The following is a 22,037-nucleotide window of genomic DNA, read 5'->3' as shown; positions in this document are numbered from 1 at the left end:
CAGGACCGAGCCCGGTTCCCTCGCGATCGCAGACCCAGCCGGAGACGATCATGCCCATCCACAACCGGATTGCCGATTTCCACGACGAGATGACCGAATGGCGCCGTGACATCCACGCCCATCCGGAGATCGGGTTCGAGGAGCAGCGGACCTCGGCGATCGTCGCCGAAAAGCTGGAGTCATGGGGTATCGAGGTGCACCGGGGCATCGCCGAGACCGGAGTGGTCGGCGTGCTGCGCGGCAACGGCTCGGGCACCGGCACGATCGGTATCCGTGCCGACATGGATGCCCTGCCGATGCAGGAAGAGGGTGACGCTCCCTACCGCTCGCAGATCGACAACCGCATGCACGGCTGCGGCCATGACGGCCACACCACCATGCTTCTTGGGGCGGCCCGCTACCTGGCCGAGACCCGCAACTTCGACGGCACCGTGCACTTCATCTTCCAGCCGGCCGAGGAGGGCCGCGGCGGTGCCAGGAAGATGGTGTCGGAAGGCCTGTTCGACCGCTTCCCGTGCGACACGGTCTGGGCGATCCACAACGCTCCGCACCTGCCGCTCGGCACCATGGCGTTCCGGGCCGGCGCGTCGCTTGCGTCGGCCGACCGGGCGACCCTGCGGATTCGCGGCAAGGGCTCCCACGCCGCGCGTCCGCACGACAGCGTCGACCCGATCGCGGTCGGCGTTCAGCTGTACCAGGGCGTTCAGACCATCGTCAGCCGCAACGTCGACCCGCTGAAGCCGCTGGTGATGAGTGTCACCCAGTTTCACGCAGGGACCGCCAACAACGTGATCGCGGCGACCGCTGAGCTGATCATCTCGATCCGTGCCTATGACGCCGACGTCCAGGATCTGGTGGAGAAACGCCTCGGCGAGCTGTGCGACGGCGTCGGCCGGATGTACGGGGCGACCGTCGAACTGGAATATCTGCGCGGCGTGGCCGCGACCATCAGCGGCGAGGCGGAGTCGGCTTTCGCCGCCGATGTCGCGGAGAACCTGATTGGATCGGACAAGGTCATCCGCAACGGCGAGCGCGGCATGGGCAGCGAGGATTTCTCGATGATGCTGGCCGAGCGGCCGGGCGCGTTCCTGTGGCTGGGCGGCGGCGAGCCGGGCAAGGACTACGGCCTGCACCATCCGAAATATGACTTCAACGACGCGGCGCTGCCGATCGGGGCCTCGTTCTGGGCCAGTCTCGTCGAAGCGCGCTTGCCGCGCGGTTGATGGGGTGGCTGCCCGGTCGGGCATAGGGGCAGCCGATCCGGCCGGCGCTCGTATCTGGCGCATTCTGTGCGGCGAGGCGGTGGCTGGTCGACGGGCGGTGGATCGACGAGGATGAGAGAGACGACATCGCCATCAGTGTCTTGTGGCGGCTAGCGGAGCAGACCCGAAGCCATGACCCGTCGCCTGAATTCCCAAACGCTTGCCGCACTGCCCGGAACCATTGCGATTCCGCGTTACGATCGCCGTGCGCTGGACGTCGGGATCGTCCACATCGGGCTGGGGGCATTTCATCGCGCCCATCAGGCGGCGTACACCGACGATGCGCTGAACCGATCGTTCGGGCCGTGGGGGGTGTGCGGCGTATCGTTGCGCAATCCGCACATGCGCGATGCTCTGGCCCCGCAGGATGGCCTGTACACCATGGCGGTGCGTGACGAGAACGGTGAGCGGCTTCGGGTGATAGGCGCGCTGATGCAGACGCTGGTGGCCCCCGAGAATCCGCGGGCGGTTCTGGACAGGCTGTCGGACCCGGCGGTGCGGATCGTGACCATGACGGTCACCGAGAAGGGGTACTGCCACAACCCCGCGAACGGCGAGTTGGACGACCGGCGCCCCGAAATCCGTCACGACCTGAAAGAACCGACTCAGCCGAAGACCCTGCCGGGCTTCCTGGTGGAGGCTCTGCGCCGCCGTCGCTCCGCCGGTGTGCCGCCCTTCACGGTGCTGTCCTGCGATAACCTGCCGAACAACGGCGAGGTGACGGCCGGCATCCTGAAGACCTACGCCAAGCTGCTGGAGCCTGGTCTGGATCACTGGATCGAGGACCACGTGTCCTGCCCGAGCAGCATGGTCGACCGCATCGTGCCCTCGACCGCCGACGAGGACCGCGCGCGGATCAGCGCCACGCTCGGCGTCGAGGACGCGTCGCCGGTGGTGACCGAGCCGTTCACCCAGTGGGTATTCGAAGACCGGTTCCCGACCGGCCGCCCGGCCTGGGAGGAGGAGGGCGCCGAGCCGGTGTCGGATGTCCGGCCGTACGAGGCGATGAAGCTGCGCTTGCTGAACGCCAGTCATTCCTGCATCGCCTACCTTGGCTATCTCGCCGGCTACCAGACCGTCGCCGAAACCGTCGCCGATCCGGTGTTCGCCCGCTTCATTGCCGCGTTGATGGACGAGGAGGTGACGCCGATGCTGCGGATGCCGGGCGGTGCCGACCTGACCGGCTACAAAGCGGCTTTGCTGGCCCGGTTCGCCAATCCGGCGTTGCAGCACCGCACTTGGCAGATCGCCATGGACGGGACCCAGAAGCTGCCGCAGCGCCTGCTCGGCACGATCCGCCAGCGCCTCGACGCCGGCCTGCCGATCGACCGGCTGGCGCTTGGGGTGGCTGGGTGGATGCGCTACGTGCGGGGGGTCGACGAGACCGGCCGCCCGATCGATGTCCGCGACCCCCTTGCCGACCGCCTGCGCGCCGCCGCCGAGGAGGCCGGCCCGGTCGCCGGCCGCCTGGCACCGGCGCTGCTCGGGGTGCGCGAGGTGTTCGGTGACGATCTTCCGAACAACTCGGCCTTCGCGGCGGCAGTCACGTCGGCGCTCGACGGGTTGTTCGATCGCGGGGCGTGGTATTGCGTGGAACGGTTGGCGAACGCATAGGTGAGGGGCGAACCCTCTCCGGCGATACGCCGACCGGTGTTATCAGGGAGCGCATCGTGCATCTCTCCTATACCGAGCCGACCTGTGGCGGCACGCTGGGACCGGGCGATCCGAAGTCCGAGGCCGATGCCGAACGCGCGGCCGAGGCGGTTCGGCCGCACGTCGAGGCCCATCGCGACGTGGTGGAACGGCTGTGCGGTGTTCGCCCGGACGCCCGGTTGACCTGGAGGCGCGACGGCGATTGGATTGCCGTGTGGGCGATCGACTTGCCGCCGAATTTCGACTGGCACGCGGTTGACACTGCGCAACTGCACGAAGCGGCCTTGGCGATCGACCCCCGGGCTCCAGTCGTCAGTTACCACCGGTCAGCCGCTGACGTCTGACGATGAACGACCCGACGGCTCAGGCGGCGGTGCGGGCCTTCGTGTGGCGATCGACGTAGCCCTTCACGAACTCCTCGAGTTCGGGGGTATCGCACTCGAACCCGAGATGGGCCGCCTTCTCCACCGCCTGATCACCAGACAACCCCTGTTCGACCGCGAGGTGGATCATGACCATTGCGCCGGAGCGCTTGCCGGTCGCGCAATGCACCAGGATCGGTCCAGGCAGGGTCCGGGCCGTCCGCCGGAACCGATCGACGACCTTGTCGGACAAATCGTCACCGGAGACTGGGTGGTGGAGGTAGGAGAGGCCCTGATCCCTCACGATCCGCCCTTCCGCCTCCGGGTCCAGGCTCTGCTTCTCGTTTTCCGTCCGAAGGTTCACGATGGTCTGAAAGCCATCCTCCGCAGCCTGCCGGATGCCGGCTTCATCCAGCGCCGATTTCGCGACGGTGAAGTGGCTGTTGATCTGAATGACGTCATCCATTTCCGTTCTCCTCAGCCTTTGCTAGGCGTTTCGATCTGATAGCCAGCGCTGGTCCAGGCCTTCCAACTGCCCGGCACGTTTGATACGTCGTTGAACCCGTTGGCCGCGAGCAGACTGGCGGCGATGCTCGCCCGGAATCCGCTGGCGCAGTAGGTGGCGTAGCGGCGGTTGCGGTCGAGATCGCCCATGCGTTCCTGCAACTCGCCGAGGAACAGGTGGCGTGCACCGGGGATGCGGCCGGCGTTCCATTCATCATCGCCGCGTACATCGAGCGGCTGGACCGAATCGTCGAGCGACGCCAGTTCCTGCACCGACATCTGGCGAACCGTTTTCAGGACACGCCCGTCTTCTCTCCACGCCTCCATCCCGCCGGCAAGGTAGCCGCCGAAGATGACGAAGCCGGTCCGCCACAGCAGGCGCAGCACGTCGGACAGGTCGCGGTCACGCTCCAGGACGAGGTAGATTGGCCTTTCAGGATCCAGCAACCAGCCGGCCCAGACCGAGAGCTCGGGTCGTGCAGCGATATTCAGGGCGCCGTCGATGTGGCCGGCTCCGAACGCCTGCATGTCACGGGTGTCGAGCACCTGGGCGCCGTCACCGATCGAGGCGGCGAAGGTCTCGACCGACAGGGCCGGCACGCGTGGCAAGTTACCGAGTACCGGCGGACCCGCAGCGTTCACTTTCTTCAAGTGCGGATAGTGGGTTGGCACCGGCGGCGCATCGGACTTCATCGCTTGCCGGAAGGCTTCGAGGTCCGCGATCCCGGTGTAGGGGTTGTACCGCCGTTCGTAGCCGATGGTGCTCGACAGGCGATCGCCGATGTCCGGTCCGCACGCCGATCCGGCGCCATGACAAGGGTAGATGATCACATCGTTCCCGAGCTTGAGGTAGAAGTCGCGGATCGTGTGAAAGAGGGCTTCGGTCAGTTGGTCGGTTTGCTCATCGCCCAGGAGGTCGGGTCGACCGACCGAATCGACGAAGAAGCTGTCGCCGGTCAAGACGCCCCACGGATCCTCGCGATCCGTCTCGAACAGCAGGAACGCAATGTGCTCAGGGGTGTGACCGGGCGTGGCACGGGCCTCCATGCACACCCCGCCGAAACGAAACCGGTCACCATCTCGGATCGGCCGATGCTTGAAGCCGTACTCCGCACCCCCCTCGACACTGACGCAGAGTTCGGCAGCGCCGCCCAACCGCTCAACCAGTTCCCGCGCTCCGCTCAGGAAGTCAGCGTGGATGTGGGATTCGAACACGTGCGTGATCGCGAGACCATAATGACGTGCCCTCTCAAGGTAGACCTCGACGTCCGGACGCGGGTCGACCACCGCTGCGGTGCCGGTAGCCTCGTCGCCGAGAAAATAGGAACAGGTTGCCACACCGTCCGTCAGGATCTGCTCGAATCGCACCGTCATCAGTCACTCCGTTGACGGTGGTTCAACCGGGACCGGGCAGTTTGGTTCCGGTCAAGTTGCCGCACCCAACCTGACTGACAGAGCGCTTCGTGTGTGCAGATGTCGGTGGGATGTGTCCCGGCCTAAGTCAGGCTCGCACTGTACCTTTTCCGTCTGTCAGTGCGATGAACCGCTCGGTGTGATGGTCGGTGTCGCCGAGCAGGTGGTCGATCATCACCAGCCGCTTGGCATAGTGGGCCGGGGCGTATTCCCAGGTCATGGCGATGCCGCCGTGCAGCTGGATCGCTTCTTCGGCGATCAGCCGTGCCGACTGGCCGATCGTGACCTTGGCGGCACTCATGGTGCGTTCTCGCTCGATCCGGTCGGCGCCGAGCTTGGCGGCGGCCAGGATCGCCATGGAGCGGGCCTGCTCCAGCGCGGTGCGCATGTCCACCATGCGATGCTGCAACGCCTGGAACGATCCAATGGTGCGGCCGAACTGCTTGCGGGTCTTCAGGTAGTCGAGAGTGGCGTCGCAGATGACCTCCATGGCGCCGACCGCTTCGGCCGACAGCGCCACGATGCCACGCGCCACTGCCGCTTCGATGGCGGGATAGGCGGCGCCCGGCTCGCCCAGCGCGGCGTCCGCGCCGACTGCCACATCGTCCAGCACGATCTCCGCCGAACGGCCGCCGTCGATGGTCGGGTTGCCGCGTACGGTCACGCCCTTGGCGTCCGACGGCACCAGGAACAGTCCGATGCCGTCAGGCGCGTCGACCGCGCCGGAGAGGCGGGCCGATACGATCACGGTATCGGCGGTGTCGCCGTTGATCACCACCGATTTCCGCCCGGCCAGGGTCCAACCGGCCGACGTCTTCACTGCCGTCGTGGCGACATGCGCGAGGTCGTAGCGGCCGTCTGGTTCACTGTGCGCGAAGGCCAGCAGGGTTTCACCGGCGACCACAGCGCCGAGGACAGTGTCCTTTTGTGTGTCGGAGCCGGCCAGTTCGACCAGCGCGCCGCCGAGCACCACGGTTGCCAGGTACGGCTCGACCGCCAGGGCGCGACCGAACGCTTCGGCAACGATCATCAGGTCGATCCCGCCGCCGCCGAGGCCACCCACCGCTTCCGGGAACGGGACGGCCAGGAGGCCGAGTTCGGCGAAGGTGGCCCACGTCTCCCGGCTGAACCCGATATCGGACCCCGCAGCCACCTGCCGCACCTCGAAGCCGTAGCGGTCGAGCACCAGCCGATCGACGGTCTCTTTCAGGAGCCGCTGCTCGTCGGACAGCGCGAAATCCATAGGGGTCTCCTTCAGGGTGTCGTGGCGTCGGTTGCTTTCGGGGATGACGGTAAGTGAGCTTGGACCACCTTCTCCGGCGTCAACCCGGCCGGAGCAGCGGTGCCGTGGAGAGCCGGGATCCAACGCGCGACGGACGTCGGCATGGTGCTCTCCCTCAAAGCCCCAGGCTGGCCTTGGCGATGATGTTCTTCTGAATCTCGTTGGATCCGCCGAAGATCGACAGCTTGCGCATGTTGAAGTACTGCGCGGTTACCGGGGCCGCGTAATCAGGGCCGATAGGCTCGCCGTTGAAGCCGCCGTCGAGCGCTTCGGACTGGAACGGCAGGGCGTAGGGGCCCAGCGCCTTGCGGGTCAGCGCAGTGATGGCTTGGCGGATCTCGGTGCCCTTGATCTTCAGGATCGAGCTTTCCGCACCCGGCGCGCCGCCGGCCTGCACGTCGGCCAGCACCCGCAGGTTGGTCATCTCCAGCGCCATCAGGTCGATCTCGACCTGGGCGATGCGTGACCGGAAGATCGGATCCTCGATCAGAGGCCGTCCGCCCTTGCGCTGGTCGTGGGCGATCGCCTTCAGGTGGCGCAGTGCTTCCTTGGAAAGCCCGACGCCGGCGATGTTGGTGCGCTCGTGGGTCAGCAGGTACTTCGCGTAGGTCCAGCCCTGGTTCTCCTCCCCGATCCGGTTGCCGACCGGCACCCGCACGTCATCGAAGAACACCTCGTTCACCTCGTGCTCGCCGTCGAGCAGGATGATCGGGCGCACGGTGATGCCCGGCGTCGCCATGTCGATCAGCAGGAACGAGATGCCTTCCTGCGGCTTGGCGGCCTTGGCGTCGGTGCGGACCAGGCAGAAGATCCAGTTGGCGTGCTGCCCCAAGGTGGTCCAGGTCTTCTGGCCGTTGACGACGTAGTGGTCGCCATCACGCACCGCACGGGTCTTCAGCGAGGCAAGGTCGGAGCCGGCGCCGGGCTCGGAGTAGCCCTGGCACCACCAGTCGGTCAGGTCGAGGATGCGCGGCAGGTAGTGGGCCTTCTGCTCCGGCGAGCCGAACTTCATGATGACCGGAGCCACCATGTTGACGCCGAACGCGACGATGCGCGGCGCGCCGGCGGCGGCACACTCTTCCTCGAAGATGTGGCGCTGTACCGGCGCCCATCCGGTGCCGCCATGCTCGGTCGGCCAGTTGACGCCCAGCCAGCCGCGCTTGGTCAACGCCGACTGCCAGCGGATGTGGTCGTCGCGGGTCAGCCGCTGGCCGCCCTTCACCTTGGCGGAGATGTCGGAGGGCAACTCGTCCTTCAGGAACCGCTGGACCTCCTCTCGGAAGGCCTGTTCCTCGGGTGTGTAGTTCAGGTCCATGCGGTCCTCCCCGGGCGCCGGCAACTATCCGCGCGCGTCGCTCCATTCCTTGAAGGTCTTGCCGGCCTCGGCGAGTTCGACCAGCAGCGGTGCAGGTACCCAACTCTTCGGGTCGTGATCGGCGAATCCTCGGATGTCGGCCAACACCTTGGCCAGGCCACGGCGATCGGCCCAGAACATCGGGCCCCCCTCCCACGACGGAAAGCCGTAGCCGAACAGCCAGACCATATCGATGTCGACCGGTCGCAGCGCGATGCCCTCGCCGAGCACCTTGGCCCCCTCGTTGACCAGCGCGCACAGCGCCCTGGTCTGGATCTCGCCTGTGGTGAAGGGACGGCGGTTGATGCCCTTCTTCTGCGACTCCTCCAGGATGATCGCATCGACCTCGGGATCCGGGATCGGGGTGCGGCCGTCCTCGTAGCGGTACCAGCCGGCGCCCGTCTTCTGGCCCAGCCTGCCCTTTTCATAGAGCCGGTCGGCGATCGCCACGTACCGGGCGTCGGCCGGGCGGGTCGCATCCTCACGCCGGCGGGTCATGTAGCCGATGTCCAGGCCGGCCAGGTCGCCCATGGCATACAGCCCCATCGGAAAACCGAAACCGGTAATGGCGGCGTCGATCTCCTGGGGCAGGGCGCCGTCTTCCAGCAGGTAGTCCATCTGGGTCTTGTAGGTCCGCAGCATGCGGTTGCCGATGAAGCCATCGCACACCCCGGACACCACGGCGACCTTGCCGAACCTCCGGCCGACTTCGAGCGCGGTGCGCAGCGCGTCGTCGGCGGTCCTGGCGCCCCGTACCACTTCCAGCAGGCGCATCACGTTGGCCGGGCTGAAGAAGTGCATGCCCAGTACGTCGGCCGGCCGGGAGGTCATGGCGGCGATGGCGTCGACGTCCAGGTAGGAGGTGTTGGTGGCCAGCACCGCGCCCGGCTTGGCGATCGCGTCGAGTTTGGCGAACACTTCCTTCTTCACATCCAGGCTCTCGAACACCGCCTCGATGATCAAATCGGCGTCGGCGAGATCGGCGAGTTCGAGGCTCGGTGTGATCAGCGCCATCCTGGCGTCGACATCGGCGGCCGTCATCCGGCCGCGCTTGGCGCTGATGTCGTAGTTGGAGCGCACCCTGCCGAGACCACGGTCGAGCGCGTCCTGGGCGGTCTCGACCACGGTGACCGGAATTCCGGCGTTGGCGAAGCACATGGCGATGCCGCCGCCCATGGTGCCGGCGCCGATCACCGCTGCTTTGTTCACCGGACGGGCCGCCACATCCCTGGACATCCCGGGGACCTTGGCAACCTCACGCTCGCCGAAGAACACGTGGATCTGGGCGGCACGCTGTGGCGATTCCATGCACTGCTGGAACAGTTCGCGTTCGCGCTTCAGCCCATCGTCGATCGGCAGGTCGACTGCCGCCTCGACCGCGTCGACGCAGCGGAACGGCGAGAACAGGCCGCGTGCCGACTTCTCGAGCTTCTTGCGGGCATCGGCGAACACGGACCGGTCGGTGCGGGCGTCGGCGAGTTTGCCGTCACGGTCGCGCACCGGCAGCGCCGTGAGACCTTCGGCGATCACTCGCTGCGCGAAGGCGATGCCCGCGGCCCTGACGTCCTTGGTGTCGACGATATCGTCGACGATACCGAGTTCGGCGGCTTCCTCGACCGGAACATGCCGGCCGCTGGTGATCATCTCAAGGGCGGCGGCGACGCCCGCGACCCGGGGCAGGCGCTGGGTGCCCCCGGCGCCCGGGATGATCCCGAGCTTGACCTCCGGCAGGCCGACTTTGGCGCCGGGGATGGCGACGCGGAACGAACAGCCGAGCGCGACTTCCAACCCGCCGCCGAGGGCGGTGCCGTGGATCGCGGCGACCGTCGGCTTGCCGCACGTCTCGATTTCACCGATGACCGTGCCCAAGGCTGGAGCCTGAGGCGGCTTGCCGAACTCGCGGATATCGGCGCCGGCTATAAAGGTGCGTCCGTCGCCGTAGATCACCAGGACCTTGGCCTCGGGATCATCGGCACCTTGCTGGAAGGCCGCACTGAGGCCGGCGCGAACCGCCTGGCTCAAGGCGTTGACGGGTGGATTGACCACCTGGATCAGGCCGATCGCACCTTCGCGGCTGTATCGGACGGCGTCGCTCATGGTTCCTCCCGTGAACCGATATTTCAGAAGTCTTAGACCGCGTCGACAGGCTGTTCAACTATTTTGGAACTATGTTCCGTAATGCGGAATTATCACCTCAGGCACCGTAGTCCAGGGTCGGCGCGCCTCCGCCGGTCAGGTCGCGCTCGACCAGCCTGACAAGTTCCTGCAGGCGCGGGCCGATCGAGCGCTCCAGCACCCGTCGGGTGAGGCGCAGGGAAGACCCGCCGCAGTTGAAGGCCAGGACGTGCGCGCCGCCTTCCAGCACCAGCGGCACGCCAGCCGATGCGACGTCGCGGTTCCAGTCGCCCTCCGACACGCAGTATCCGTGGTCGGCGTAGAACCGCAGAGACTGCTCGATGCCGTCCCGCAGCGCCGGCCAGGCGTCGCCGTAGTGGACCTTCAGGCGGGCAAGCAGCGCCTCGCGGTCAGCCTCGGGGAGGCCGGCGATGTAGGCCCGCCCCATGGACGTCACCGGCATTGGAATCCGGGCGCCGACCTCGAGGCGCAGGATCAACGGGCCCTTGCCCTGGCAGACATCGGTATAGACCATCTCCGAACGGTCGCCGGTGCCCAGCGCGACCGAGCAGTCCGTGGAGTCGGCCAACGCCTGCATGTGCGGGTGGGCGAGATCGCGGACACCGTTGCCGGCCAGATAGCGGTAGCCGAGCGCCAGGACGCCGGGGCCCAACTGGTAGCGTTCGAGCTGGTCGACGTAACGCAGGTAGCCCAGCGACGTCAGCGTCTGCGTCAGCCGAGACACGGTCGATTTGGGGATCCCCGTGCGCTTCGCCAGTTCGCCATTGCCGAGGTATCGATCGTCGCGGCCGAACGCCCGCAGGATCTCCAGGCCCCGTGCCAACGCGGTCACGAAACCCGGATCGGCGTCGGCGCCGGCACGCCAGTCTTCGATGTTGGTCAGCCGTGGGTTGGTTGGACGCCTGGGCATTCAGGAAACCTGTCTGGTGGATTCGCCGGGAGCCGAATGCTCCTGCTCTTGCAGTACCCGCCACAGCACCTTTCCGGTGGGAGACTTCGGCAAGCCTTCGGCGAAGGCGATGACGGCAGGCACCTTGTAGGTCGCCATGCGTTCCCGGCACCATTCCTGGAGCGCGCCAACCTCGAGCGCGGCACCGGCACGCGGAACGATCACCGCCTTGACGGTTTCGCCACGGCGCACGTCGGGGCTGGCGATGACGCATACCTCCTGGATGTCCGGGTGGTCGTACATCATGGCCTCGACCTCGGCCGGCCAGACCTTGAAGCCGGAGGCGTTGATCATCCGCTTCAGCCGGTCGACCAGAAAGAAGTAGCCTTCCTCGTCGTAGTACCCGAGGTCGCCGGTGCGGAAGAACCGCTTGCCGTCGCGCTCGAAGAACACCGCCGCGGTATCCTCCGGTCGGTTCCAGTAGCCGACGAAGATCTGCGGCCCGGCGGCCACGATCTCACCGACCGCCCCGACTCCCAGTTCGTCCAGGGTGTCCGGGTCGACCACCCGGGCGTCGGTGTCAAAGATCGGAATGCCGCCGCACTGGCGTTTGGGGCGATGAAACGGGTTGATGTGGGTGGGGGCGATGGTCTCGGTCAGGCCGTAGCCTTCCAGGTACTCGATCCCGGTCAGGGCACAGAGCCGGTCGGCGACCGCCTTCGGCATCTGCGCACCGCCGCCGCTGACCGCCACCAGGGACGACAGATCGAACGTGGCGGCCTCGGGGTCGGACAGCAGGTCGATTGCCATGGTGGTGATGCAGCGCCAGTGGGTGACCTTGTGCCGGGCGATAAGCTCGGCCGCGGTTCGCCGGTTCCAGCGGGTCATCATGATCATCTCGGAACCCTGGAACACCTGCATGTTCATGGAGTTCTGCATGCCGGTCACGTGGAACAGCGGCAGGCTGACGAGCGATATGGATTCGTGGTTGCTGGGGCTCCACAGCACGCTGGCGAACATGGTGAAGCCGACCGAGCGATGGGTGTGCAGGCAGCCTTTCGGCCGGCCGGTCGTGCCGGAACTGAACGGCAGCACGCACCAGTCGTCGAGCCCGACCTCGAGCGGCGGCGGCGCGTAGGCCGCCTCCATCACCGCCTGCCAAGTGACCAGACCATCGCCGGCCACCGGCTGCCGCGCCGCCGCCACGCCGTCGGGCAGTGTCAGGTCCGTCGGTACCCGCAGGAAGTCGGAGTACGCGGCGACCGCCAGGTGGCGCAGCGGCTGGCCGTTGGCCAGCGGCTCAACGACGGCCAGCATCTCCTGGCCGATGACCGCAGCGGTCGCTCCGGTGTCCTCCGCGATGTGGGTCAGCTCGGCGGACCGGCTCATGGTATTCACCGGCACAACTACCGCGTTGGCGCGCAGGATCGCGTAGTATCCGATGATGAATTGCGGGCTGTTCTGCATGAACAGCAGGACCCGGTCGCCGCGCCTGATGCCCGCGACCTCGTGCAGCCAGCCCGCCAGCCGATCGGTCGCCCGATCCAGTTCGCTCCAGATGATCGGAGTGCCGTAATAGTTGATCGCCACCTTGTCCGGGAACCGTCGGGCGGTCACCGACAGATTCTCCGGCAACGTTGTCGACGGCGGGGTGATGCTGCGCGGCAGCCCCTTCGGCCAGACACCGAAATGACGATCGAACATCGTTCCTCCCTCGTGCGGGCGTTGTCTCGCCTCGGCTTTCCAAACCTATCCCACGGCTTAGCCGACCGATCAACTATACGGAACACGGTTCCGCATCTCGGAATGAGGTTGGGACCTTCGCGGCGCTCGTCTTGACGGGGTCTCAATATCGATATCAGTATTTCGGCACAGCAGATCGAAGTGAGGCTTCATGTCGGTAGCCGAGGCGCTGGAGGCGGGCGAGATCAGCCCGTTCCGGCAGTCGAACAAGCGACAGGCGATCCAGGAGGCGTTGCAGCGCCTGATCATCATCGGCCGTCTGGCGCCCGGGACCCCGTTGGTCGAGACCCAGCTGGCCGCCGAGTTCGGATCCAGTCAGGCGCCGGTCCGCGAGGCCCTCATGCAGCTTCAGGAATCCGGCCTGGTGGTTCGCAACGGCTACCGCGGCACGGTGGTTGCCACCACCTCGATGGCGGAGGCCTGCGAGATGGTGGCCGTGCGGATGCGGCTGGAGACGACCGGCGTCCGGCGCGCGGTAGGCCGGTTCGACCCGTCGTTGCGGACCCGGTTGACCGCCCTGATCGGCGACATGGAGAACGCCGCCGAGCGCGAGGACCTGTTTGCCCTGACAGAGTTCGACCGGGCATTCCATCTGGCGATCTTCGAGGCAGCGGACCTGCCGTCCCTGGAGCCAATCCTGACCCGCTGCTTTCTGCACGTGCACCGTGCCGCGCTGGCCAACCCGGCGCGGGCGCGACCGATGCTGCAGTCGGCGCGGCGACATTGGTCGATTTTCGAGGCGCTGGATACCGGTGATGCGGAAACTGCCGCCACGGCGCTGGCCGATCACATAAGCAACGTCATCGAGGGGATGCCGCCGGTCGATGGCGACACCCGGACTTGAAGGCGCGACTACTGGGACGCAACACGGAGGTGGAAGAGAGATCATGACACGGAAACTGTCGCTGGCCGTCGCGGCCGGCATGCTGCTTCTCGGCACGGCCGCTTCGGCGGAAACGCTGAAGATCGGCCTCGCCGACGATCCGGACGTGCTCGATCCCGATCAGTCGCGCACCTTTGTCGGTCGCATAGTCTACACCGCGCTGTGCGACAAGCTGGTCGACATCGACACGGATCTGAATTTCGTCCCGCAGCTGGCGACCAAGTGGGACTGGTCCGATGGCGGCAAGACCCTGACCATGACGCTCCGCAAGGGTGCGACCTTTCACGATGGCACCGCGTTCGACGCGGAAGCGGTGAAGTACAACATCGAGCGCTCCAAGACCCTGCCGGAATCCCGCCGCAAGAGCGAGGTCAAGTCGATCGAGACGGTTGAGGTCGTCGACCCCATGACCGTGCGCTTCAAGCTGGCGGCGCCGGATGCCACCCTGATGGCAACCCTGTCCGACCGCGCCGGGATGATGGTGTCGCCGAAGGCGGCGGAGGCAATGGGCGCCGGACTGGGTGCCAAGCTGGTCTGTTCCGGCCCGTTCAAGTTCGTCGAGCGGGTGCAGCAGGACCGGATCGTGCTGGAGAAGTTTGCCGAGCACTGGAATGCCAAGAACATTCATTTCGACCAGGTGATCTACCGCACCATTCCGGACTCCACGGTGCGTCTGGCCAACCTGCAAGCCGGTGACCTCGACATGCTGGAACGCCTGTCGCCGCCGGACATCGCCACGGTCAAGGGCGACAGCAAGCTGGCGATCGTCGACGTGGTGGGCTTGGGGTACCAGGGCATCACGATCAACGTGGGCAATGGTGAACGCTCGAAGACGCCGCTTGGCCAGGACCCGCGCGTCCGCAAGGCGCTGGAGCTGTCGATCGACCGCAACGCCCTGAACCAGGTCGTGTTCGACGGCGCGCACCTGCCGGGCAACCAGTTCGTGTCGCCGCAGAGCCAGTTCTACGCCAAGTCGGTGCCGATGCCGGGCCGCGACGTGGCCAAGGCCAAGGCGCTGCTGAAGGAAGCCGGGCTGGAGAAGTTCGAGTTCGAGATGCAGTTCCCGAACAGCCCGGACGGCACCCGAACGGCGCAGGTGATTCAGGCGATGGCGGCCGAAGCCGGCATCGACATCAAGCTGCGCGCGACCGAGTTCGCGACCATGCTGAAGGAGCAGTCCGCCGGCAACTACCAGGCGACCCAGGTCGGCTGGTCCGGGCGGGTCGATCCCGATGGCAACATCCACACCTTCATGACCTGCAAGGGCGGCATCAACGACTCCAAGCATTGCAACCCGGAAGTCGACAAGCTGCTGGACGCCGCGCGCCAGACCAACTCCCTCGAAGAGCGCAAGAACCTCTACGCTTCGGCGATGGAACTGCTCGATCAGGCGCGGCCGATCATCTACCTGTGGCACCCGAAGTGGATCTGGGCGCTGCGCAGCAACCTGAAGGGCTATGTCGCATATCCGGACGCCATGATCCGGCTCGAGGGAATGCGCAAGGCCTCGTGATCCCCGGCGGAGCGGCTCCGGTTCGGGCCGCTCCGCCTCCCCATGATCCGAACCCCTTGGGAGCGGTCGGTGCTCGCATACTTCCTTCGACGGCTGATGGCGGTGGTGCCGACGGTCGTTCTGGTATCGATGTTCGTGTTCGCCCTGCAGCAGATGCTGCCGGGCGATCCCGCGCTGGCGCTGGCCGGCGAGGAACGCGATCCCGAGTCGATCGCCTACATCCGCGAGAAGTACCATCTGAACGAGCCGATCTGGATCCAGTATGGCTACTGGATCGGCAAGGTGCTGCAGGGCGATCTCGGAATCTCGCTGCGCACCAACATCCCGGTAACCGAACTGTTGATGCAGAAGCTGCCGGTGACCATCCAGCTGGCGCTGATGGCGATCGGGATCGCGCTGCTGATCGGCGTTCCCATGGGAGTGCTGTCGGCGCTGAAACGCGGCACGCCTCTCGACTGGTTCGCCAACGTGACGGCGCTGTCCGGGTTGTCGATACCGAACTTCTGGCTCGGCGTGCTGCTGATTTTGCTGGTGTCGGTGCATCTGGGCTGGCTGCCGGCGTCCGGCTACGAGAGTCCGTTCGATGATCTGGGCCAGAATCTCAAGACCATGATCATGCCGGCCTTCGTGCTCGGCACCTCGATCGCCGCGACCATGATGCGCCACACCCGCAGCGCCATGCTGGAGGTGTTGAAGTCGGACTACGTCCGCACCGCCCGCGCCAAGGGCGTGCGCGAGCGCGGGGTGATCCTGCGGCACGCCTTCCGAAACGCGCTGATCCCGGTGGTCCCCATCGGCACTTTGCAACTCGGCGAATTGCTGGCCGGGGCGGTCCTGACCGAACAGGTGTTCACCATCCCGGGCTTCGGCAAGCAGATCGTCGACGCGGTGTTCAACCGCGACTACGCGGTGGTGCAGGGCGTGGTGCTGTGCAGTTCGGTGGCCTTCATCGGCCTGAATCTGGCGGCTGACATGGCCTACTTCGCTCTCAACCCCCGGATCCGGGTGTGACGCATGGCTGATGTCGCCACCACCGTCCCAACAATTCTCGGGCTGCAGGTCCGGTCGCGCGCCGGCCGTCGGCTGCTGCGCCACCGCGGGGCCCTGGTCGGCGGATTTCTGATCGCGTTCTTCGTGGTGCTGGCAGCGGCGGCGCCGCTGTTTGCGACCCACGATCCGCTCGCGACCGACTGGCTGGCCGTCCGCAAAGCGCCGTCGCTGGCGCATTGGATGGGGACCGACGAGATCGGCCGGGACGTTTATTCTCGACTGGTCTGGGGAACGCGCACGTCGTTGCTGGCCGGGGTCATCTCGGTAGCGTTCGCACTGTCGGTCGGCGTGCCGCTGGGTGTGCTGTCCGGCTACTTCGGCGGCTGGACCGATACCGTGATTTCCCGGTGCAACGAGGCGCTGCTGTCCTGCCCGTTCCTGATCCTGGCGATCGCTTTCGCAGCGTTCCTGGGGCCGAGCCTGACCAACGCGATGATCGCGATCGGCCTGTCGGCGGCACCGATCTTCGTGCGTCTGGCCCGGGGACAGACGCTGGTGGTCAAGTCCGAGGAATACGTGGATGGCGCGCGGGCGGTTGGTCTGGCGCATCCGCGGATCCTGTGGCGGTACATCCTGCCGAATATCTTCCCGCCGCTGCTGGTACAGGCGACCCTGACCATCGCCACCGCGATCATCGCCGAGGCCAGCCTGTCGTTCCTCGGCCTGGGCCAGCAGCCGCCATCGCCGAGCTGGGGCAGCATGCTCAGCATCGCCAAGAACTTCCTGATCCAGGCACCGTGGATGTCGATCTGGCCCGGCGTCGGAATCTTCCTGGTGGTCTTCGGCTTCAATCTTCTGGGCGACGGGTTGCGCGATGCCCTCGACCCACGCGGCGATTGAGGAGCGGAAATGACCTGGTCGATCATCGCGCACGAACCGGAGACCGGGGTTTTCGGTCTTGCCCTGTCGACCCGATTCTTTGCTGCCGGCGCCCTGGTGCCTCACACCGCGAACGACGCCGGCGTGGTTGCGACCCAGGCGTTGGTCAACCCGACCTACGGTCCGGCCGGGCTCGCCCTGCTGCGCGCGGGCCAGTCGCCCGACGAGGCGATTGCCGAACTGGTAAAGGACGACCTCGGCCGCTCGGCCCGGCAGATCCACCTGATGGGGCTCGACGGCCGGACGGCGGCGTTCACCGGCGAAGGATGCGTCGACTGGGCGGGATCATGCTCAGAGCAGGACCTGTCGGTCGCCGGCAATATGCTGGCCGGGCCCGACGTGGTCGAAGCGACTTTCACGACGTTCCGCGCCGGCGCCGAACTGCCGTTGGTGGAGCGCCTGATTGCGGCAATGCGAGCCGGCGAGGCGGCTGGCGGCGACAAGCGCGGCAAGCAATCGGCCTGCCTGGTGATCCAGGATGCGCGCCCGTACCGCTGGCTTGACCTGCGGGTCGACGACCATCCGGATCCGATCGGTGAACTCGAACGGTTGCATCTGGTTGCGGGCGAACGGTTCCTGGCCTTCCGCCACGCGTTTCCAACCGCCGATCGCCCGTGGGGCATCTGGGACCGGGGCGAGATCGACGCGATGATCGCCGAACGACGCGTCGATTAAGTTTCGAGGATTCACAACGGATCTCGACCGGTCTTTACGAACGATTTACGAATGGCGATGCACACTGCGTCACCAACAAGCGGCGGCACCCAAATGAGCGTTTCCAGCACAGCCCTCGGCAACACCCAGTCGGTCATCATGGACCTGGAGGCGGACCTCAACCTGATCCGCGACGTGGCCCGGCGCATCGACCAAATTGCCGGCCAGACCAACCTGTTGGCCCTGAACGCTACGATCGAGGCCGCCCGCGCCGGTGATGCAGGACGCGGCTTTGCTGTTGTCGCCGGCGAGGTCAAGACGCTGTCGGGCAACACCAAGGAGGCGACCGACCAGATCGCCAAGGTGATCGCCACGGTCGAGAAGCGGATCGACACGCTGAAGCGCACCCTGCTGGACGCCGAACGGGCGGACTAGCCTGAACGGCGCCGGCCGTCGGCGTCACTCCGCGGCCCCCGTCCATCGACGATCTGGACTCCCTTGCGCCGGCCCCGGTTGTGCGGCGGCGCGATTGCGGGTTTGATCCCGACAGTCGCCCGACGGCCATCCGTGCCGTCGGCTTTACCCTGCCGGAGGAACAGCCATGGCCAAGGCCTATTGGATCTCGATGTATCGCGCCATTCACGACGCCGACAAGCTGGCGGCCTATGCCAAGCTGGCAGGCCCGGCCATCCAGGCCGGCGGTGGACGGTTTCTGGCGCGCGGCGCTCCGGCGAAGACCTATGAAGCCGGCTTGAACGAGCGGACCGTCCTGATCGAGTTCGACAGCGTGGCCCAGGCCGTCGCGACGCACGACAGCGCCGCGTACAAGGCGGCACTGGATGCGCTTGACGGCGGGGCGGAGCGCGACATGCGGATTGTCGAGGGAGCGTAAGAGACAGACGTCGGGCGGCGACAGGAGCCGCCGCCCGACAGGTTCTGCGTTCAGCCGAGATCGAGCTGATAGCCGGCCGGAACGTAGCGGAATCCGCTTCCCATCGGCTCGACGTAGCCGACGTTCGGGAACGGCATGTGATAGCCGGTGAAAGGGATCTTGTCGGCGGCGATCATGCCGAAGATCTCCTTGCGGGACTCCGCGGCCTTCTTCTTGTTCATGTCGAAGCTGACCTCCCAGTCGGGTTTTTGCAGCGACATGACGTAGTGATTGGCGGTGTCGGCGGTGATCATCAGGCGCTTGCCATCACTCTCGACATGGAACGCCAGATGGCCGGGAGTATGCCCTCCGGCATCGACCGCCGTGATGCCGGAGGCGACGGATTGATTGTCCTCAAGGAACGACATTTTGTCCGCGAATGGAACGACATTGGACTGCACCAGCTTGCCGACCCGTTCGGTCTTGCCGGTAGCCTTGTCGGCCGGTGACCAGAAGTCATACTCAGCTGCGCCGGTGACATAGCGGGCGTTCGGGAAGGCCGGCTTGCCATCTTCCATCAGGCCGCCGATGTGGTCGGGATGGAAGTGGGTCAGCACGACGACATCGATCTGCTCCGGGGTGTAGCCGGCTGAGCCCAGCATCATCCGAAGCGATCCGGCGTTGGGCCGGCGGCCGGCACCGTTGCCGGTATCGAACAGGATCAGTTCGGTGCCGGTGTTGATCACAACCGGCGCGAAACTGATCGCCATGCGTGAAGGCGGCAGGAAGTTCTCGCCGGCGAGCTTGGCAACGGCTTCGGGCGTCTGGTCCGCGCCGAAGATCGGGTGTGGACCATCAAGCTGGATGGCGCCATCGAGGATGTTGGTGACCTCGTAGGCACCGAGCTTGAAGCGGTATACGGACGGTTTGGTGGCACCCAGCATGGGCGCCGTGGCGTTGGCGGGCCGGACGGATAGTCCGGAAGCAGCAACGGCGGCAGTAGCGCCGAGAGCGCCGAGCAGTGCGGAACGGCGTGACACGGTAGACGACGTCGGTGACATGAGAGCCTCCCTCCTGGGTCGCGAAGGCGACTGTATACAATTGTGGTACGCGCGGCAGAGATCAATCGCGGTTCCGTGTTTGCCGATCACGGATTCGCGAGCCGGAACCATGGCCGCAGTCGGACCCCGATCGAGGTCCCGAGCAAGGCCATGACGATCCATGCCCAGCCATGCAGACTGGTCGAGGCTACGCCAGAGAAAAACGCGCCAATGTTGCAGCCATAGGCCAGTCGGGCGCCGTATCCCATCATCAACCCGCCGAGCACCGCGGCGACGAGCGGGAGCAGGCCGATTCGCCATGACGGCCGAACCTTGCCGGCCAGCGCGGCCGCAATTCCGGCGCCGATCAGGATGCCGAGATCCGAGACCGAGGTGGTGGACTGCAGGATCGACTGGTCGAGGGCGATCCTGGTCCATTCCTCCGACCAGAAGGCGCTGCCGGACGGGTCCCAACCCAGTACCGCCGCCGTCTTCGCTCCCCACAGCGTAAACCCCCAGGTCACGCCCCAGGGTGAACCGGTGAGCGCCAGCATGGCGGTGTTGAGGATCGCGAGGGCCAGTCCGCCGAGCAGCAGCGGCCAGGGACCGCGCAGCAACGCGTTCCGCGAGAACCGGCCGTTCCACCAGAGCGATGATTGCGCACGTCCACCGAGCCGGTGCAGAAGCCACACGACCAGCCCGAGAAGCACCGCCTGCACCAGCACTGCCGGTCCCCAACCGATGATCGGGCCGAGGGCGATCGGCGGCAGAGCCGGCAGCGCCCGCCACCACGGCAGGTCGAGCGTGCCCCACCAGGAGCCTGCGCAGAAGAATACCAGGGTGACGACCATCCGCAGGTTTCCACCCCCGACCGTGAACAACGTGCCGGACGCGCAGGCGCCACCGAGTTGCATGCCGATGCCGAACACGAAAGCGCCGGTCAGCATGGCCACGCCTACCGGCGCAATCGCGCCGCCGACGCCGTGACCGAAGACCTCGCCGGCGGACAGCAGCGGCGCGAACAGGCTGGACGCGACGATCAGCATCACGGCCTGAGCGACGATTCCGGAAAGGTCCTTCTCCAGCAACGCTCGTCGATAAGCGGCGGTGAACCCGAATCCGGCGTGGTAAAGCGCCACGCCGAGGCCGAGCCCGATGGCCAGAACGCCGGCCATCATCGGCGAGTCGAGCCACAGCGCGAAGGCGAGGAAGGCCGCGACAGCGGCCGCGCCGAGGAGCACCGGGTGCTGGATCGCCGGCAGGCCGGCGGCGTCGATCGTGGTGTCGGTCGCCACTCCAGTCAGGACCCGGCGGCCGCGTCGGCGACGATGCGGGAGACGTGGTCGTCGAGTTCGCGCCCCATGGCGGTCAGGTCCGGCACTTCGTAGGCGCCAAACACCGCGCTCGGCAGTCGGTAGGTCACGCGCGCCGTGCCGTCCGGCCCCTCGGTAGCGTACACCCGGATCGGTGCCTCGATCCCGGCGGCGACCGACGCCGCCAGCATGCGTCGCGCATAAGCCGGCTTGAAGAACAGGAACACCCTATTGCCCGGCACGGTCTCGCCGAACACGCCCTTGATCGCGCAGTTGGCGCAAGCGATGCCGACGACGTTGAAGCCGTTGCCGGTGATCGCCTTGGCAAACGCGTCGACGAACGGCTCGAACGGCTTGCCGGTTTCCAGGGTCACGGTGCCGGGATGGGGCGTCGGGTTCTCGGCGCTTGACGGGCCGGCCAGAACCAGCAGGACGGCGACGAGACAGGTGGCGAACGCGCGCATGATCAGCCTCCTTGGGGAGCACCAACAGCTACCGGGCGACTGCGCTCTCGGAAAGACAATACCCTGTGAGGGGATGGTAGTGTCCTAATTTGACGTCGTCCGGTCGACCAACTCCTCAAGCGACCAGAGGCGATTGCTCACGCCAGCGGCCATCGCCGGGGTCATCCGCAGCGTCTTGTGCATCCGCACATAGTTGTAGTGCGCGAAGTGCAGCGACACCGCAGCGCGGAGGTTCTCAACCTTCTTACTGAACGCGTTCGTCAGGCGCGTGAACCGACGCATGCTCATCCGCATGGTGAGGTTTTGCCGCTCCACCAAGCTGGTCGAGATATGCAGCGGATCCGGCCGCCCAACCATCGTATTGCGCTCTGACTTCGTCACGCGCGGCGGGCTGTACCGGCCCGGGCTGACCGGCTCTGCCTCATAGAATTTTACAGCCTGCCCATAGTCGACATCGGTTCCGAACGCCTCTTCAACGGCGGTCACGTAGCTGTTGAGCGCGTCCGACGAAAGCTGTACCCGGTTCGCCAACCGCTCCGACAGGTCGGTGATGAACGTGACGGCATTCCGGCTGGTGCGCTTGCCCACCAGATAGGACGGCACCAGCTTGGTTTCCGGGTCGAGGGCTACGAAGGTCCACATATCGCCCACGCGGCTGCGGTCGTCTTCCTTGGTGACCTGAGCCTGCTTCTTGCCGACATAGGCCCAGATCTCATCGACCTGGATGCGACGGCAGGGAAGCTCGCGCATCTCTTCGCCCATGAGGGCCTGA

Annotated in this window: 20 protein-coding genes and 1 pseudogene; 10 read left to right on the top strand and 11 right to left on the bottom strand. The window is 66.3% G+C overall.

All coding sequences use genetic code 11. The annotated features are described in order from the left end of the window. Nucleotides 1-50 precede the first annotated feature (50 nt). The 3 genes from RIC54_RS18770 (at nt 51) to RIC54_RS18760 (ending at nt 3,259) form a co-directional block, all read left to right on the top strand. Nucleotides 51-1,223, top strand: coding sequence for a M20 aminoacylase family protein (locus RIC54_RS18770; RefSeq protein WP_350096445.1), 1,173 nt, complete (start codon nt 51-53; stop codon nt 1,221-1,223). Nucleotides 1,224-1,394: 171 nt separating this feature from the next. Beyond that, a complete protein-coding gene (locus RIC54_RS18765) occupies nt 1,395-2,876 on the top strand; it encodes a mannitol dehydrogenase family protein (protein ID WP_350096443.1) in 1,482 nt (493 codons plus the stop codon). Nucleotides 2,877-2,932: 56 nt separating this feature from the next. Continuing rightward, nucleotides 2,933-3,259 (top strand): hypothetical protein, encoded by a 327-nt coding sequence (locus RIC54_RS18760; protein WP_350096441.1) that lies wholly within the window; start codon nt 2,933-2,935, stop codon nt 3,257-3,259. Nucleotides 3,260-3,278: 19 nt separating this feature from the next. Here RIC54_RS18760 and RIC54_RS18755 read toward each other — a convergent pair whose 3' ends face one another. The 7 genes from RIC54_RS18755 to RIC54_RS18725 all read right to left on the bottom strand — a co-directional run bounded on the left by RIC54_RS18755 (nt 3,279) and on the right by RIC54_RS18725 (nt 12,559). After that, the gene (locus RIC54_RS18755; RefSeq protein ID WP_350096439.1) at nt 3,279-3,743 is read right to left on the bottom strand and encodes a protein tyrosine phosphatase family protein; all 465 of its coding nucleotides are present in this window, start codon (nt 3,741-3,743) and stop codon (nt 3,279-3,281) included. Between the two features lie 11 nt (nt 3,744-3,754). Further along, nucleotides 3,755-5,155 carry an MBL fold metallo-hydrolase gene (locus RIC54_RS18750; RefSeq protein WP_350096437.1) on the bottom strand — a complete coding sequence of 467 codons (1,401 nt, stop codon included), beginning with the start codon at nt 5,153-5,155 and terminating at the stop codon, nt 3,755-3,757. A 127-nt stretch (nt 5,156-5,282) separates the two neighbouring features. Further along, nucleotides 5,283-6,437, bottom strand: coding sequence for an acyl-CoA dehydrogenase family protein (locus RIC54_RS18745; RefSeq protein WP_350096435.1), 1,155 nt, complete (start codon nt 6,435-6,437; stop codon nt 5,283-5,285). Between the two features lie 154 nt (nt 6,438-6,591). Further along, nucleotides 6,592-7,791 (bottom strand): acyl-CoA dehydrogenase family protein, encoded by a 1,200-nt coding sequence (locus RIC54_RS18740; protein ID WP_350096433.1) that lies wholly within the window; start codon nt 7,789-7,791, stop codon nt 6,592-6,594. A 24-nt stretch (nt 7,792-7,815) separates the two neighbouring features. After that, nucleotides 7,816-9,927 carry a 3-hydroxyacyl-CoA dehydrogenase NAD-binding domain-containing protein gene (locus RIC54_RS18735; protein ID WP_350096431.1) on the bottom strand — a complete coding sequence of 704 codons (2,112 nt, stop codon included), beginning with the start codon at nt 9,925-9,927 and terminating at the stop codon, nt 7,816-7,818. A gap of 97 nt (nt 9,928-10,024) precedes the next feature. Beyond that, nucleotides 10,025-10,876, bottom strand: a complete 852-nt coding sequence (locus tag RIC54_RS18730; protein WP_350096429.1) for an IclR family transcriptional regulator — start codon at nt 10,874-10,876, stop codon at nt 10,025-10,027. Then, nucleotides 10,877-12,559 (bottom strand): long-chain-fatty-acid--CoA ligase, encoded by a 1,683-nt coding sequence (locus RIC54_RS18725; RefSeq protein ID WP_350096427.1) that lies wholly within the window; start codon nt 12,557-12,559, stop codon nt 10,877-10,879. 190 nt (nt 12,560-12,749) lie between these two features. On the opposite strand from RIC54_RS18725, the gene RIC54_RS18720 reads away from it, so the two are divergent. From RIC54_RS18720 to RIC54_RS18690, 7 genes and pseudogenes are all read left to right on the top strand, one after another. After that, complete coding sequence (locus RIC54_RS18720; RefSeq protein ID WP_350096425.1) at nt 12,750-13,442, top strand: GntR family transcriptional regulator; 693 nt, start codon at nt 12,750-12,752, stop codon at nt 13,440-13,442. A gap of 43 nt (nt 13,443-13,485) precedes the next feature. Continuing rightward, nucleotides 13,486-14,994, top strand: a complete 1,509-nt coding sequence (locus RIC54_RS18715) for an ABC transporter substrate-binding protein (protein WP_350096423.1) — start codon at nt 13,486-13,488, stop codon at nt 14,992-14,994. Nucleotides 14,995-15,063: 69 nt separating this feature from the next. Next, nucleotides 15,064-16,005 carry an ABC transporter permease gene (locus RIC54_RS18710; protein ID WP_350151313.1) on the top strand — a complete coding sequence of 314 codons (942 nt, stop codon included), beginning with the start codon at nt 15,064-15,066 and terminating at the stop codon, nt 16,003-16,005. A 3-nt stretch (nt 16,006-16,008) separates the two neighbouring features. Continuing rightward, entirely contained in the window at nt 16,009-16,884 is an 876-nt protein-coding gene (locus RIC54_RS18705; RefSeq protein WP_350096419.1) for an ABC transporter permease, read from the top strand. Nucleotides 16,885-16,893: 9 nt separating this feature from the next. Beyond that, on the top strand, nt 16,894-17,598 hold the full coding sequence (locus tag RIC54_RS18700; protein WP_350096417.1) for a DUF1028 domain-containing protein: 705 nt from the start codon (nt 16,894-16,896) through the stop codon (nt 17,596-17,598). Between the two features lie 123 nt (nt 17,599-17,721). Next, nucleotides 17,722-17,958, top strand: a pseudogene (locus RIC54_RS18695) (methyl-accepting chemotaxis protein); the annotation flags it as partial. A 220-nt stretch (nt 17,959-18,178) separates the two neighbouring features. Next, nucleotides 18,179-18,469, top strand: coding sequence for a DUF1330 domain-containing protein (locus RIC54_RS18690; protein WP_007670713.1), 291 nt, complete (start codon nt 18,179-18,181; stop codon nt 18,467-18,469). A 50-nt stretch (nt 18,470-18,519) separates the two neighbouring features. On the opposite strand, the gene RIC54_RS18685 is transcribed toward RIC54_RS18690, so the two are convergent. The 4 genes from RIC54_RS18685 to RIC54_RS18670 all read right to left on the bottom strand — a co-directional run bounded on the left by RIC54_RS18685 (nt 18,520) and on the right by RIC54_RS18670 (nt 22,027). Next, entirely contained in the window at nt 18,520-19,509 is a 990-nt protein-coding gene (locus RIC54_RS18685) for an MBL fold metallo-hydrolase (protein ID WP_350096413.1), read from the bottom strand. Nucleotides 19,510-19,595: 86 nt separating this feature from the next. Then, nucleotides 19,596-20,783, bottom strand: coding sequence for a YeeE/YedE family protein (locus tag RIC54_RS18680; protein WP_350096411.1), 1,188 nt, complete (start codon nt 20,781-20,783; stop codon nt 19,596-19,598). A gap of 5 nt (nt 20,784-20,788) precedes the next feature. Continuing rightward, a complete protein-coding gene (locus RIC54_RS18675) occupies nt 20,789-21,265 on the bottom strand; it encodes a DUF302 domain-containing protein (RefSeq protein WP_350096409.1) in 477 nt (158 codons plus the stop codon). Between the two features lie 84 nt (nt 21,266-21,349). Continuing rightward, entirely contained in the window at nt 21,350-22,027 is a 678-nt protein-coding gene (locus RIC54_RS18670) for an IS1 family transposase (RefSeq protein ID WP_350096407.1), read from the bottom strand. Nucleotides 22,028-22,037: the final 10 nt, after the last annotated feature.

Origin of the sequence: Thalassobaculum sp. (genome assembly GCF_040219215.1) — a bacterium.
GTDB lineage: Bacteria > Pseudomonadota > Alphaproteobacteria > Thalassobaculales > Thalassobaculaceae > Thalassobaculum_A.
The sequence above is the reverse complement of the archived record's forward strand: the minus strand, read 5'-3'. Positions and strand labels throughout refer to the sequence as shown.